10 protein-coding genes are annotated in these 13,844 nt (G+C 69.7%); 6 read left to right on the plus strand and 4 right to left on the minus strand.

The window, feature by feature from the left end:
* The 3 genes from BJ965_RS08570 (at position 1) to BJ965_RS08580 (ending at position 8,283) form a co-directional block, all read left to right on the plus strand.
* Positions 1-2,943, plus strand: a complete 2,943-nt coding sequence (locus BJ965_RS08570; protein WP_184908129.1) for a DEAD/DEAH box helicase — start codon at positions 1-3, stop codon at positions 2,941-2,943.
* Complete coding sequence (locus BJ965_RS08575) at positions 2,943-7,121, plus strand: Eco57I restriction-modification methylase domain-containing protein (protein ID WP_184908130.1); 4,179 nt, start codon at positions 2,943-2,945, stop codon at positions 7,119-7,121. The genes BJ965_RS08570 and BJ965_RS08575 overlap by 1 nt, the downstream gene beginning before the upstream one ends.
* A 148-nt stretch (positions 7,122-7,269) precedes the next feature.
* Positions 7,270-8,283 carry an EcsC family protein gene (locus tag BJ965_RS08580; protein ID WP_313666758.1) on the plus strand — a complete coding sequence of 338 codons (1,014 nt, stop codon included), beginning with the start codon at positions 7,270-7,272 and terminating at the stop codon, positions 8,281-8,283.
* A 51-nt stretch (positions 8,284-8,334) separates the two neighbouring features.
* Here the strand turns inward: BJ965_RS08580 and BJ965_RS08585 are convergent, their stop codons facing one another.
* Both BJ965_RS08585 and BJ965_RS08590 read right to left on the minus strand, forming a co-directional pair.
* Positions 8,335-8,520 carry a DUF397 domain-containing protein gene (locus BJ965_RS08585; RefSeq protein WP_184908131.1) on the minus strand — a complete coding sequence of 62 codons (186 nt, stop codon included), beginning with the start codon at positions 8,518-8,520 and terminating at the stop codon, positions 8,335-8,337.
* A complete protein-coding gene (locus BJ965_RS08590) occupies positions 8,517-9,398 on the minus strand; it encodes a helix-turn-helix domain-containing protein (RefSeq protein WP_184908132.1) in 882 nt (293 codons plus the stop codon). Before BJ965_RS08590 ends, BJ965_RS08585 begins: the two co-directional genes overlap by 4 nt.
* A 166-nt stretch (positions 9,399-9,564) precedes the next feature.
* Here BJ965_RS08590 and BJ965_RS08595 point away from each other — a divergent pair, with 166 nt between their 5' ends.
* From BJ965_RS08595 to BJ965_RS08605, 3 genes are all read left to right on the plus strand, one after another.
* Positions 9,565-9,999: an ATP-binding protein gene (locus BJ965_RS08595; protein WP_184908133.1), complete on the plus strand. Its 435-nt coding sequence runs from the start codon at positions 9,565-9,567 to the stop codon at positions 9,997-9,999.
* A 97-nt stretch (positions 10,000-10,096) separates the two neighbouring features.
* The gene (locus tag BJ965_RS08600) at positions 10,097-10,339 is read left to right on the plus strand and encodes a type II toxin-antitoxin system VapB family antitoxin (RefSeq protein WP_102908766.1); all 243 of its coding nucleotides are present in this window, start codon (positions 10,097-10,099) and stop codon (positions 10,337-10,339) included.
* The gene (locus BJ965_RS08605) at positions 10,339-10,758 is read left to right on the plus strand and encodes a PIN domain nuclease (protein WP_102908751.1); all 420 of its coding nucleotides are present in this window, start codon (positions 10,339-10,341) and stop codon (positions 10,756-10,758) included. The genes BJ965_RS08600 and BJ965_RS08605 overlap by 1 nt, the downstream gene beginning before the upstream one ends.
* A 12-nt stretch (positions 10,759-10,770) precedes the next feature.
* Here the strand turns inward: BJ965_RS08605 and BJ965_RS08610 are convergent, their stop codons facing one another.
* Together BJ965_RS08610 and BJ965_RS08615 are read right to left on the minus strand one after the other, a co-directional pair.
* Complete coding sequence (locus BJ965_RS08610; RefSeq protein ID WP_184908134.1) at positions 10,771-11,133, minus strand: hypothetical protein; 363 nt, start codon at positions 11,131-11,133, stop codon at positions 10,771-10,773.
* A gap of 121 nt (positions 11,134-11,254) precedes the next feature.
* Positions 11,255-13,828 (minus strand): hypothetical protein, encoded by a 2,574-nt coding sequence (locus tag BJ965_RS08615; protein WP_184908135.1) that lies wholly within the window; start codon positions 13,826-13,828, stop codon positions 11,255-11,257.
* Positions 13,829-13,844 lie beyond the last annotated feature (16 nt).

Below are 13,844 nucleotides of genomic sequence, written 5' to 3' on the forward strand. Positions count from 1 at the left end.
ATGAGCCTCACGTACACAGCCGGTTCGCTGGTCGCCGCCCGTGGCCGGGAATGGGTGGTGCTGCCCGAGAGCGCCGCCGACATGCTGGTGCTGCGCCCGCTGGGCGGGAGCGAGGACGACATCGCGGCCGTCTTCCCGGCGTTCGAGGACGTGCGCCACGCGGAGTTCGCAAAGCCGAGCGCGGACGACCTGGGTGACCAGCGGGCCGCCGGTCTGCTGCGCACGGCACTGCGCGTCGGCTTCCGGTCCGGCGCGGGCCCGTTCCGCTCGCTGGCGTCGATCGCCGTGGAGCCCCGCGCCTACCAACTGGTCCCGCTGCTGATGGCCCTGCGGCAGCGCACCGTACGGCTGCTGATCTCGGACGACGTCGGTATCGGCAAGACGGTCGAGGCGGGTCTCATCGTCAAGGAGCTGCTCGCGCAGGGCGAGGCGACGAGGCTGGCCGTGCTCTGCTCCCCTTCGCTCGCCGAGCAGTGGCAGTCCGAGCTGCGGGAGAAGTTCGGGATCGACGCCGAACTGGTCCTGGCCTCCACGGTGTCGCGTCTGGAGCGTGGCCTGGAGCTGGGCCAGTCCCTGTTCGACAGGCACCCGTTCACGATCATCTCGACGGACTTCATCAAGTCGACCCGCCATCGCGAGGACTTCGTACGGCACTGTCCGGACCTGGTGATCGTCGACGAGGCGCACTCCTGTGTGGCCGCCGACGACGCCACGCAGGGCGGCACGTCCTCCACGAACCAGCTCCGCTACGAGCTGCTGCGCAGGATCTCCGCGGACCCGGACCGGCATCTGCTGCTGCTGACCGCGACCCCGCACTCCGGCAAGGAGTCCGCGTTCCGCAACCTGCTCGGCCTGGTCCGGCCCGAGCTGGCGACGGTGAACCTGGAGACCCCGGCGGGGCGGGCGCAGCTCGCCGAGCACTTCGTGGCCCGCAAGCGCGCCGACGTCCGTACCTATCTCACCAAGGAGGACGGCCTCACCGACGACTCCCTTGCCGAGCGGACCGCCTTCCCCTCCGACCGCTGGACGAAGGACGAGCCGTACCGGCTGACCCCCGCCTACCGGGCGCTGCTCGACGACGCCATCGCCTACGCCCGGGACCGCGTCGAGACGGCCGGGGAGCAGGGCAAGCGGGAAGCCCGTATCGCCTGGTGGTCGGTGATCGCGCTGCTGCGCTCGATGGTGTCCTCGCCGGCGGCCGCCGCGCAGACCCTCAAGACCCGCTCGGAGTCCGCCGCGGCCCGCACCGCACAGGAGGCGGACGCGCTGGGTGCCAAGGTGGCGGCCGACTCCGCCGACAACGACCGGCTGGAGGGCGTGGACGTCGCTCCGGGAGCCGCCGAGTCGGAGGAGGCGGGCGCCCGGCTGCTCGAACTCTCGCAGCGGGCGGCGCGGTTGGTCGGCCCTGCCGAGGACGCGAAGCTGAAGGCGCTCACCGGCCACCTGAAGAAGCTGATCGCCGACGGCTACCACCCGATCGTCTTCTGCCGCTACATCCCCACCGCGGAGTACCTCGCCCAGCAACTCGACGGCAAGCTCGGCAAGAAGACGAAGATCGCCGCCGTGACCGGCACGCTCTCCCCGCAGCAGCGCCTTGAGCGCATCGAGGAGCTCGGCGCCGACTCCGCCGAGGAGGCGGGCGACCCGGCCGTCCGCCGGGTGCTGATCGCCACCGACTGCCTGTCGGAGGGCGTCAACCTCCAGCACCACTTCGACGCCGTCGTCCACTACGACCTGGCCTGGAACCCGACCCGTCACGACCAGCGCGAGGGCCGCGTCGACCGGTACGGCCAGAAGCGCGACGAGGTCCGGGTCATCACCATGTTCGGCGAGGACAACGGGATCGACGGCAAGGTCCTGGAGGTGCTGTTCGCGAAGCACCGGCAGATCAAGAAGGACCTGGGCATCTCCGTCTCCGTGCCCGACGAGACCGCCTCCGGTGTCACCGACGCCGTGGTGGAGTGGCTGCTGCTGCACGGACGGCAGGGCAGCCAGGAGAGCCTGTTCGAGCTGGACGGCCACCAGGAGTCCTTCGAGCGTATCGAGCGCGAGTGGACCTCGGCCGCCGAGCGGGAGAAGACCTCCCAGTCCAAGTACGCCCAGCGCACCATCCACCCGGAAGAGGTGGCCCGGGAGGTCGCCGCCGTACGGGCCGCCCTCGGCGGCGCCGACGAGGTCCGCGAATTCGCCCTGGAGGCGCTGCGCGAGCTGGACGCCCTGGTCCGCGAACCACGCGACAGCGGCGGTGACTTCACCGCGCAGGTCGGCGGCACCCCGGCGGGCCTGCGGGACGCGCTCGCCGCCACCCTCGGCGGCCGGCTCGTCGAGGAGGACCGCGAGATCCCGTTCCGTACGACCCCGGCGGTCGCCCGCGGCGAGGCCGCCCTGGTCCGCACCGATCCGGCGATCGGAGCCGTGGCCTCCTACGTCCTGGACTCGGCGCTCGACGCGAACACCCTCGGCCCGCGCCCGGCCCGCCGTTGCGGTGTGGTCACCACGGACGCGGTCACGATCCGCACCACGCTCCTCCTGGTCCGCTACCGCTTCCATCTCACCCTCCCGTCCCGTAAGGGCGATCAGCAGCTGGTCGCCGAGGACGCCCGTCTGCTCGCCTACGAGGGCCTGCCCTCCCGCGCCCGCTGGCTGGACGACGACGCGGCCGCCGCGCTCCTCGCGGCCCGCGCCAGCGCCAACACCCACGAGCAGCGGGCCCGCAACCAGATCAGCCGCGATCTGGACGGGCTGCCGGACCTCGCCGGGCACCTCTCCGAGTACGGCACCCGCCTGGCCGCCGAACTCGACGCCTCACACCGCCGGGTCCGCAAGGCCAACGAGGAGATCGTCCGCGGCCTGAAGGTCGTCCCCCAGGAGCCGGCCGACGTCCTCGGCGTGTACGTCTACCTGCCGCAGCCCGCCTCTACCGCGTCCGGAGCCGAAGCCTGATGTCCGCCGCCACCCGCACCGCCCTGGCCTTCACCGCCGTCACCACGGTCGGCGGACTCCTCCCCGCCGACATGCTGCTGCGCATCCCCGAGGGGCAGAACCTGCCGGGCACCAAGCCGGCCGACTACGGCCTGCCCTCCTCGGTGCCCGTGCGCGACGAGGCCGAGCGCGCCTGGGAGTACCTCAAGCCGCTCTGGCGCGACCTGCGCGCCGCCCTGCCCTCCGACCCCGTGACCGGCGCCCCCGCCGCGGACCCGACGGGCCGCGCGGGCACCGACTGGCTCTCCCAGCTCTTCCGCAAGCTGGACTTCGGCGCGCTGACAGAGGTGGGCGCGGCGGGCATCCCGGCCGACTCCGACCCGGACAGGCACTTCCCGGTCTCCCACCGCCACGGCCCGGCCCTCGTCCACCTCGTCCCCTGGAACCAGGACCTGGACAAGCGCCCGGCCCCCGGCCAGGTCCCCCCGCAGTCCATGGTCCAGGACTGCCTCAACCGCACCGAGGCCCACCTGTGGGCGGTCCTCACCAACGGCCGCCAGGTACGTCTGCTGCGCGACTCCTCGTCCTTCGCTACGGCCGCCTACGTCGACTTCGACCTGGAAGCCATCTTCGACGGCGAGCTGTTCAGCGAGTTCGTGCTGCTGTACTGCGTGCTGCACGCGTCGCGGTTCACGGTGGCGGAGGGGACGGCGGCGTCGGGGTGCTGGCTGGAGAAGTGGCGGACGGTCGCCATAGAGTCCGGCAGCCGGGCCCTCGACCACTTCCGCGACGGCGTCCAGGCGGCCCTCACCGTCCTCGGCACCGGGTTCCTGAGCCACCCGGACAACACCGCCCTCCGCGCCAACCTGGACGTCCACGCCTTCCAGACGGCCCTGCTGCGGCTCGTCTACCGCATGATCTTCCTCTTCGTGGCCGAGGACCGGGGCGCCCTGCTGGACCCCGACGCGGACGAACGGACCGTCGACCGCTTCACCCGCTACTTCTCCACGGCCCGCCTCCGCCGCCATGCGCTACGACGCCTGGGCACGGCCCACGGCGACCGGTACCGCGCCCTGGAGCTGCTGATCGAGGCGCTGGGCTCCGAGCAGGGCCGCCCCGAGCTGGGCCTCAGAGGACTCGGCGGCCTCTTCAACGACACCCCGGCCGACAAGCCCCTGCGTGGCGTGCGGCTCGCCAACCGCCACCTCTTCGAGGCCGTCAAGCACCTGGCCCGCGTGCGCGACGCGGGTTCCGCCCGCTGGCGTCCGGTGGACTACCTGCGCATGGGCGCCGAGGAACTGGGGTCCGTGTACGAGGCGCTGCTGGAGCTGGTGCCCAAGCACAGCGCCGCCGACCGCACCTTCGAACTGGTCGACCGGATCGGCAACGACCGCAAGAAGACTGGCAGTTACTACACACCGACCCCGCTCACCGAGACCCTCCTCGACTCCACGCTGAACCCGGTGATCGACGACGCCGTCAAGCGCGGGGAGCAGCGCGCGAGCGACGAGGGGCGGCCCGACCCCGCCGACACAATCGTCGAGGAGCTCCTGTCCCTCACGGTGTGCGACCCCGCGTGCGGGTCGGGGCACTTCCTGGTGGCGGCGGCCCGGCGTATCGCCAAGCGGGTGGCCGCGGTGCGTGAGCGCAACCCGGAGCCCACGGACGAGGCCGTGCGCCACGCCCTGCACCAGGTCGTCGCGCGCTGTGTGTACGGCGTGGACCTCAACCCCATGGCCGTCGAGCTGGCCAAGGTGTCGCTGTGGCTGGAGGCGATGGAGCCCGGCCGCCCGCTCGGCTTCCTCGACGCCCACATCAAGCACGGCAACGGCCTGATCGGGGCGACGCCCGCGCTGATGCGGGACGGGATCCCCGACAAGGCGTTCAAGAAGGCCGAAGGCGACGACGAGGGGTGGGCACGGCAGCTCCTCTCCCGTAACGCTCTCGAACGCGAGGGTCAGGGAGGGCTGTTCGAGGTCGAGACGGAGACGAAGGTCGCCAACGGCTCGTTCGCACGCGGGCTGCGCCGGATCACGGCGGCCCCGGCCGGTGACCTCAAGGACATCCGCCGCAAGGAGGCCGACTACCGGGACTGGGCGAATTCGGCGGAGTATCTGCGGGCCCTGCACCTGGCGGACGCGTGGTGTGCGGCGTTCGTCTGGGTGAAGAAGGAGGAGGCACCGCCGGCCATCACGCACAAGGTGTTCCGGGGGCTGGAGGATCCCGAGGGGGACGCGGCACCGCAGTCGACGCACGACGAGATCGTGCGGTTGCGGGACCAGTACGCCTTTTTCCACTGGCACTTGGAGTTCCCGGAGGTCTTCGCGGTTCCGGAGGACGGGGACGTTTCGGCGGGCGTAGGTGCAGTCGATTCGGCGACGGGGTGGGCCGGGGGGTTCTCGTGTGTGGTGGGGAATCCGCCGTGGGACCGTTCCGAATTTGAGGACAAGAAGTACTTCAGCGTGGTGCAACCGTCTATCGCGGAACTGGCGGGCACCGCCATGCGCAAGCGCATCACCGAATGGCTTCAAGAGAACGCCGAGGAGGCGGAGCGCTACCAGATCGCGCGCCGAACGCTGAAGTCGACCTTCATGTTCGCGGCGAACTCGGGCGTTTTCCCTCTGTGCGCGCAAGGGCTCACGGCTGGGGGCGTCACCAAGCTCCAGACGGATCAGCTGTTCACCGAGCTCTTCTCATCCGTGTGCAGCCCAACCGGCCGTTTCGGCTCTATCATCCCAACCGCGATCGCCACGAACGCTGGTGGGCAGTTCCTGTTCGGCGACTTCGTACGCAGGGGTGCGCTGGCGTCGCTACTGGACTTCGAGAATCGGCGACCAACGTCTCCTGCGCTGCCGAAGGGAGGCAAGTGGTTCGAGAGTGTCCACCCCGGATACAAGTTCTGTTTGCTCGCCCTCACGGGCCGATCCGTACGGGTGCCCGCCGCGCGCTTCGGGTTCTTCCTCTCCGACATCATCGATCTCGACGACGACAACTGTGTCTTCACGATGACGCCGGAGGAACTGGCACTCATCAACCCGAACACGGGGACCCTTCCGATCTTCCGCAACCGACGGGACGCGGACCTCACGGCAGGTGTCTACCGTCGCTTTCCAGTACTGCAGAACGAGAAAGCGCGAGACGGCGACCCGTGGAAGATCTCCTTCAAGTACATCTTCCGCAGCGCCAACGACGGGGACATCTTCCGCACCCGCGCCGAGTTGGAAGAAGAGGGTTGGCAGCTTCAGGGCCATGCCTTTGTGCGCGGGGATGACCGCATGCTGCCTTTGTACGAAGCCAAGATGGTCGACTTCTTCAACCACCGTGCCGCCGATGTCGTCAAGAGTCTGACCGCGGTGAATCGACAGAACCAACCGAGCTATCTGCCTGAGAAGGAGCTGCGTGACCCGACGCGTCAGGCCCTGCCTCTGAACTGGGTCCAGCAGAATGGGACGATCCCAACGGAGCGCAATGGTCGGTCGGTTGACGTGCCCGGCGTCAATGTTCGCCTCTCCGATGCCCACTGGGACCGCGACTGGCTCTGCGGTTGGTGCGATGTGACCGCCTCGACCAACGAACGCACGTCGATCCCGGCCTTCATCCCGCGCGTAGCCACCCTGCACACCTACCCCCTGATGCTCCCCCGCGTCGCACCCTCACTGGTCGCCGCCCTGATCGCGACCCAGTCGTCCCTGGTCTTCGACTTCGTGAGCCGTCAAAAGATCAGCGACGCCCACATGAAGCTGTTCATCTGGAAGCAGCTCCCCGTCCCCACTCCCACGACCCTCGAACCCCACCTCCCCTTCCTTCTTCCCCGCGTCCTCGAACTCGTCTACACGGCCTACGACATGACCCCACTCGCCCGCGACTTGGGCGACGAGGACGAGCCGTTCCAGTGGGACGACGACCGCCGAGCCCAACTGCGTGCCGAGCTGGACGCCTACTTCTTCCACCTGTACGGAATCTCCCGCGAGGACACCGACTACATCCTGGAGTCCTTCCAGTCCGAGTCTGGCGGCCTGAAGAACAACGAGATCTCCGCGTTCGGCGAGTACCGGACCAAGCGCCTCGTCCTCACCGAGTACGACCGCATGGCCACCGCCGGCCTGACCCTGGAAACCCCGCTCTCCGAGGGTGAGTCCGGCGCGTACCGCTCCCCCCTCACCCCGCCCCCGGGCCACGGCCCCAGGCACCCAGCCTGACAGCCCCACCCTGACCCGTCCGAGAACGCGAGCGGGCCCAACCACCTGCCCGGGGCCCGCACTTCAAGAAGCGCAGTTACGCGGACCCGTACAACACTCAGCCCCGCACCACGCCACCCGGCGACCACCGTCGAAACGGAGAACCTCAGTGAGCACTGACGCCAACCAACTCCGCGACGGCATACCCGCGATGAGCGAGTACGACGATCAGGTGTGGGCCACGCTCAACGACCACTGGCAGCGCCGCAACAACCGCCGTGGCCTGCCGAACTGGGCGAGCACCGCGCTGAGTCGCACCGGCGAGGCCGCCGGGAAAGCCACCAGACGGGTCGCCGACGCCGTCCCGGACGCGATCTCGGAACCGATGCGTCGCGCGGGCGACGCGGTCGCCGACAAGACCATGCGACCGGCGCTGGCGGGCGCGGCGGCGTTGCTCGAACTGGTCAACGAATGGGCCATGGAGCTCAACGACCCGAAGAACGTCGAGAAGCTCGCCCGCAAGCAGGGGCTCGAACTCGACAGTTTCACCGAACTACGGAAGCAGGACCTCAAGGTCTGCGACCGGCTGCTGACCCGCAACACCCTCAAGTGGCGCACCGCCGGCGCGTTCGAAGGCGGCGCCATGGGCCTGCTGGCCATGGTCCCCGTCGCCGGTATCCCCGCCGCGATGACGGCGGACATCCTCGTCATCCAGGTACTGAGCACGTCGATCGCGTCGCGTATCGCGTACTCGTACGGCTACGACGCCAAGGACCCCGACGAACAGGTCTTCATCCAGCGCCTGGTACGCCGGTCCTTCATGGCTCAGGCAGCCAAGGCCGAGCCGTTGCGTGACACCGCTCGGGCGGCGCACGCCCTCAAGGGACGCGTCAAGTGGTCGGAGAAGCTCCGCGACGACCACCGTCTCCTGGCCGCCCTGGAGAAGCTGATGCAGCAACTCGGCCCGGCCGGCTCCAGGGTGCCGGTGCAGAACGTCGCCAAGGTCGTGCCGTTCGTGGGCATCCTCATCGGCGCCGGCATGAACTCCGCGGTCCTCGGCAGGGTGGCCAAGGACGCCCAGCGGTACTGCCAGACCCGCTTCCTGTGCGAGAAGTACGGGCTGCCGCTCCCGGCCGCTCTGGCGACCGACGAGGATGACGACCCCCGGGCCGACGCCACGTGAGCGCTGCGGTGGCGCCTGAACCGAGGCGCCATCGTCACGTCCGCCGATCCCTCAGGCGTTGTCGACGAACCGCACGAACGACGCCCAGCCCTCACGGCCCACGGCGAAGGGCGGGCGGGCCAGATCCTTGGAGTCCCGTACGTGGATGGCCTGCTCGGTAACGGCAACCTCCACACAGTCGTCGCCCGAGCTACCGCTATAGCTTGACTTGAACCAGGCGAGTTCCGTCGTGGTCATGTCTCTCCTCGCAGTCGCTCCAGCAAGGCCCGGGAATCTTTGGGGTGCAGGGCCTGCGACCGCAGTGTGTCATAGCGCTGCTGGAGAACTCTCACCTCTTTCGAGTCGCCAATCAGCCGCCCGCTCTCTTGGCCCTCCGAGTATGCGAGTCGACGCCCATCCGGGGTCTCCAGTAGGCGCAGAGGCCCATCCATGCACGAGTGGTACTCGGCTTCCAGCGGCATGATCTGCAACGTCACGTTGCGAGGCAACGTGCGCTCCAGAACGTGGTTCAGATGCTCGCGCCGTACCTCGGCACCGCCCAGCCTCCGCCGCAGGACCGCTTCCTCAACGATGAAGTGAAACGGAACTGTCGGACGCTCGTACAGCATCCGCTGCCGCTCCATCCTCGCCTCAACCTGAGCCTCCAACTGCTCATCCGTCAGCAGCGGGATCCGATTCTCGAAGAGTGCCCGCGCATACGCCTCCGACTGCAACAACCCCGGCACCAGCCTGCACTCGTACGTACACAGGCTCACCGCCTCCCGTTCCAGCCGGGCCCACCGCCGGAACCAGGCCGCCAGCCCCGCCTCGCCCCGGGTGAGATACCGGGCGGCCATCCGCAGCGCGCCGGTGTTGCCGAGGGCCTCCTCCGCGCGGTCCACAAAGGGGGTGTCGGGCATGCGGCGGCCCAACTCCACCGATTCCACGGTGTGTTTGGAGTACCGCACCCTCTCGGCGAGTTCGGCCCTGCTGAGCCCCGCGTGCTCGCGCAGCGCCTGGACGACCGCGCCGAACGTGCGCAGGCTGTCGGACGGATGGGGTTCACGCTCCCACTCCCCCGCCGGAACCGCCCGCGCCTCGACGCCCTCGGCCACGTCCCCTTCGACCATGCCCATCCGCCGCCCCTCTCTCCGTACCGAGGCGGCTTCTCACGCCACCCGCACTCGCCACTCAGCGTGACGGAACACAGGGCGTACTGTCCACTCCGTGTGCCCGTACGCTGACTCCGCGTACGGGGCGCCGTTCTCGCTCTCACCCGTGCGTGACCGCCACTCTGGCGTCATGAACCAACGTGCTCCCCAACTGGCAGCCCCCACCCGCACCTTCACGCAGCTGCTGTCGTCCACTCGACGCGGTGCCCGGCTCGCCCGGCTGCTCGCGGTGACGCAACTGCGGTCCTGGGGCGCCGGGCAGGACCTCACAGAGCGTGCCGAGACCGTGGTGGCGGAGCTTGCCGCGAACGCCGTCCTCCACGGCCGCTCACCGGGCCGCAGCTTCCGACTCACGCTCGCCCTCGACCCGTCGGGCGGGCGGCTGCGCGTCGAGGTCACCGACGCCCGCGGTGACCTGCTCCCGCACATCGCCCCGAAGGGCACCGACGCACTCCACACCTGCGGGCGAGGCTTGACCCTCGTCGCCGCCCTCGCCGACCACTGGGACTGCGTCCCCTACCCGCCCAGCGGCAAGACTGTCCGCGCGGTGCTCTCGACGCCGTAAGGACGACTGCCCGCCTGCACGCGCCGATCGATATCTATCTTACGTGAAGAATGATATCGTTTCACGAGGCAAGGTCACCTTCGAAGGGATCATCCACATGGCCAGAACCGTCATCGACCTCGATGAGGACATGGTCGCCGAGGCCATGCGCATCTACGGGACCAAAACGAAGGCCAAAGCCGTCCGTCTCGCCATGGAGGACGCCGTCAAGAGGCATCTGCGGCAGGAGGGCTTCGACGCCATGGAGGCCGGGGAGCTCGACTTCAGTGAGATCGTCGAGACCACCGGGCCCCGCAACGCAGACGGCTCCCTCAAGCGCGACGGAGGCCGGGCCGCCTGATGCAGGACCGGTACCTGATCGACAAGTCCGCCCTGGCCCGCTGGACGAAGCCGAGTGTCAAGGAGGTGCTCAAGCCTCTGCACGAGCGCTACCTCCTGGCCGTGTGCCGGCCCACCGAGTTCGAGATGATCCACTCCGCTCGGGACAGCTCGGAGGCGACGCGGATCAGCACATGGCTGCACGCCTTCGACTACCTCCGCACGGACGACGACACCTTCACCCGCGCTCTCGAGATCCAGCGCCATGCCCTCAACGCAGGCTTCCACCGCGCTCTGTCCCTGCCCGACCTGCTGATCGCCGCCACAGCGGAGCTGAACCGGCGAACGGTCCTCCACTACGACGGAGACTTCGACATGATCGCCTCCCTCACCGGCCAGCCCACCGAATGGGTCGTCCCGCCCGGCAGTGCCGACCGGTGAGGGAGTCCGAGATCATCGCCGTCCCAGGCCGTCCGGAGCGGTGCGGAGCAGCTCGGAGAAGGCGCCCTCCCAGACCTCGCGAATGTAGGGGCTGACCAGGCGACGCAGCACAGGCCACTGCTCGGCCAGCAGCCGGTGGTGGAGGAAGGCCGCCAGGTCCTCGCGTAGGCCCTCGGCAAGGACGGTCCTGTAGAGCGTCATGCGGGACTTCGGGCGGTCCAGGCTGTAGGTCGTCCGCCCGGACCAGACGATGTGGAGCGGCAGGTCGACGGTGCCCTCGACGGGACCGGTGAGCTGCTGCAGGTCCTCGGGCAGCCGACTGCGGTAACGGTCCCGCAGCACTTCGGCGCCGGGGGCGGGGGTCGTCGCGTCCATGCGTCCCGTATCGCTGGTGGGAGGTGACCGCATAGCGGATACGGTACTGACGACGCCGGTCGGAGCGTGACGCACACGGCTTCGCCGTCGCCTCGCCACGGATGTCGATCCAGTGGCCTGTTCACCGTCGGTATCGCCAGATCTGCCGCAACCGCAGAGCTTCCATGGCCCGATGGGTTTCGAGCTCCGCATCAGGGACGGGCTCCCGGCCGCAACCGAGACGCACCAGGTGGTAGAGCCGGTGCGGGGCGGCCACGGAATGGTCGACCAGCGTGGACAGGAGCGGTTCGTTCCCCGGTGTGCCCCGGTCCGCCGCGACGAGCAACGCGACCTGGTCGTCGGGGTGCAGGAACGGGAGCTGCCCACCCGCTCGAAGACGGAGATCGCCCCAGCTCAGGGGAGTGCCGTCGGCGCGAGCCAGTTCCTTGAGGATGTCGCGGACCGTGGGGGCCAGCTTGTCGATCCCTTCGGTCGGCAGGCGGTCGTCCCGCGGTGGCCCGGCGGTGCGGCCCGTCCCCGCCGATGCGTTCCGTGAGGCGGCCGCCGCCTGGGCGGAGCGCTCGGCGGACCTCCGATCCTCCAGCCTGCTCCGCCACCGCTCGACATGCTTGGTTTCCGCGGCGGGCAGCGGTCGGGCGAGCTGATCGCGGTGTTTCCCGATCTCGTCGAGCAGTCGCAGCAGGTCCTGGGTGGGCCGGTGCCCATGGGTCCGGTCCAGCTCGCCGAGCAGGCGTCGGACCTTCCTGAGGTTCGGATCCTTCTTCTCGACCGGCTTCGGTTCGGGGGCCTTGGCCGGTTTCGGTTCGGGAGCGACGGCCCGACGCTCCGCCCTGGCCGGGGTGACGGTGATGGGGCGGCCGATCAGACCGATGAGGAGGCCGAGGAGTCGGTCGCCCTCTCCCAGCCAGTCGCGCAACGCCCGCCCCCGGGAGCGGACTTCCTCGTACCGTCGGAGATGCTCTTCTCCTTGCCGAATCGCCTGTGAGAGCCGCTGGGCTCGCGCCCCCTTCGTCCGGGCTCGGGTCCTCGCCGCCTCCTCCAGCTTCTCCCGCATCTCCGCGCGTCTCCGGTGTGCCTGCTTCAGGTCGCTCCCGATGGGTGCCCGCTCCCCGGTGGCCGGCCGCTTCGCAGCGGACGGCGGAGCGGCCGACGCGCGTGTCCTCCGGTGTCCGTACGCCCCGTGCGTCTTCTTGGTCTCGGCCGCCGCCCACTGCTGCAGGGCGAACTCCGAGGCCGGCTCGGCGGCTCCGAGGCGGCTCAGTACCTGCCCCAGGTACGGAAGGGGCCTCCCCAGGTGGGTGACGACCAGGACGCTCAGCAGCGGGTGGTCGGGCACCCGCGGCCTGTCCACCTCGACCAGCAGTTCCTGGCGCTTGGGGTTCGGCAGGTCGTGGACCCACCTGCCGAGCCTCTCGGTCAGCTCGCCCCAGGTGATCGTGGCGCCCTTCGCCGCGACCCCCTCCAGTACCTTCCTGAGCTCGTCGGCCGCCTTCCCCGGTGCGGTCTCCGGCGTCTTGGGCCCGCTGGCCGCGGGTTCGGTGAGCGGGGCCCGCTCACAAGTGCTGGAGGCGCGGGCCGCCGGGACGTACTTCTCGTCGAGCGCGACGCTGGGACGCCACAGCCCGGTGCGTTCCGCCTCCAGACCGTTGAGCCGTACCAGGGCGTCGGCCCGGACCGCCCAGGAGGAGCCGTTTCCCTCGACGACGTCCGTGACCAGCAGCCGGACCGAACCCGCGAGCTGGTAGACGTACTGGTCCGTGGGAGCCGGCACCGTGTCGGGCAGGGACAGACAGGCCCGGACGATGCGGCTTCCCGCCGGCTTGACGAAGCCGGGAATCAGGCGCCTGCCGGGAACGTCCAAGGGGGATGAGGCCAGGGGGGCCGCTTCCGTGTCCACCGCGAACACGACCTGTCCGCGGGGAAGGGCAACGCTGCCGGGAAACGGCTCGCAGCCGATACCGTCGTCGCGGACCGCCCCCTCGGCACGCAGCTCTTCGAGCGCGGGCGTGACGAGGCCGCTCTCGGTCATCCGGCAGTCCTCCAGGGGAGCCCAGGGCGTCTTCTTCCCGTCGGTCAGGGTGCCGATGAACACGCGACGGTCATTGCCCTCGGTCTCGCACCGCACGAGGAGCGCGTACCCGCGACGCGCCGCCATGTCGCGGGCGAGCGCGTCGTCCCGGCCGAAGACCCACTCGATACGGCCTTCCCTCGCGCCCAGGCTGTCCGCCGCCCTGCGCCAGCTCCGGTAGTCCTCCGGGTGGAGCTCGAACCGGAGGTGCGTCTTCGCGTGACGCAACCGGAAGTCCACGGCATCGCCGTGGCAGTGCCCGAAGCTGCGCAGTTCACCCTGGGCCGCGTGCCCCTGCCCGGCCAGCCAGCGAGTGACATGGGCCTTAACAAACAAGTGGTCGGCGCCGTCCGCGCTGTTGGTGGTCCGGTGGCACTCCCCACGGCCGGGGTCGGCTTCGTGGGCGAAGTGGCAGACCCTCGTCACATACCGCTTGGGGCGCAGCGGTTCTCCGCAGCCGCCGAGCAGCGTGCCGCACCAGAAATCGTCCCTCCCGAACTGACGGATGAACTCGTCCAGGTTGTGCGGCTGTTCAGGGAGAATCACCGGCTGGTCCGAGTCACGGCCTCCGATGACCGCGGTCTGGATGAGACGGGTGTCGATCTGCCCCAACGTCGGATCCTCCATGAGCACGTGAGACAAC

Origin of the sequence: Streptomyces luteogriseus, assembly GCF_014205055.1 — a bacterium.
Taxonomy (GTDB): domain Bacteria; phylum Actinomycetota; class Actinomycetes; order Streptomycetales; family Streptomycetaceae; genus Streptomyces; species Streptomyces luteogriseus.

Coding starts and splice junctions, on each gene's coding strand:
- BJ965_RS08600 (WP_102908766.1), top strand. CDS start 10,097: ATGGCCAGAACCGTCATCGACCTCGATGAGGACATGGTCGCCGAGGCC.
- BJ965_RS08590 (WP_184908132.1), bottom strand. CDS start 9,398: ATGGGCATGGTCGAAGGGGACGTGGCCGAGGGCGTCGAGGCGCGGGCG.
- BJ965_RS08615 (WP_184908135.1), bottom strand. CDS start 13,828: ATGGAGGATCCGACGTTGGGGCAGATCGACACCCGTCTCATCCAGACC.
- BJ965_RS08595 (WP_184908133.1), top strand. CDS start 9,565: ATGAACCAACGTGCTCCCCAACTGGCAGCCCCCACCCGCACCTTCACG.
- BJ965_RS08605 (WP_102908751.1), top strand. CDS start 10,339: ATGCAGGACCGGTACCTGATCGACAAGTCCGCCCTGGCCCGCTGGACG.
- BJ965_RS08585 (WP_184908131.1), bottom strand. CDS start 8,520: ATGACCACGACGGAACTCGCCTGGTTCAAGTCAAGCTATAGCGGTAGC.
- BJ965_RS08610 (WP_184908134.1), bottom strand. CDS start 11,133: ATGGACGCGACGACCCCCGCCCCCGGCGCCGAAGTGCTGCGGGACCGT.
- BJ965_RS08575 (WP_184908130.1), top strand. CDS start 2,943: ATGTCCGCCGCCACCCGCACCGCCCTGGCCTTCACCGCCGTCACCACG.
- BJ965_RS08570 (WP_184908129.1), top strand. CDS start 1: ATGAGCCTCACGTACACAGCCGGTTCGCTGGTCGCCGCCCGTGGCCGG.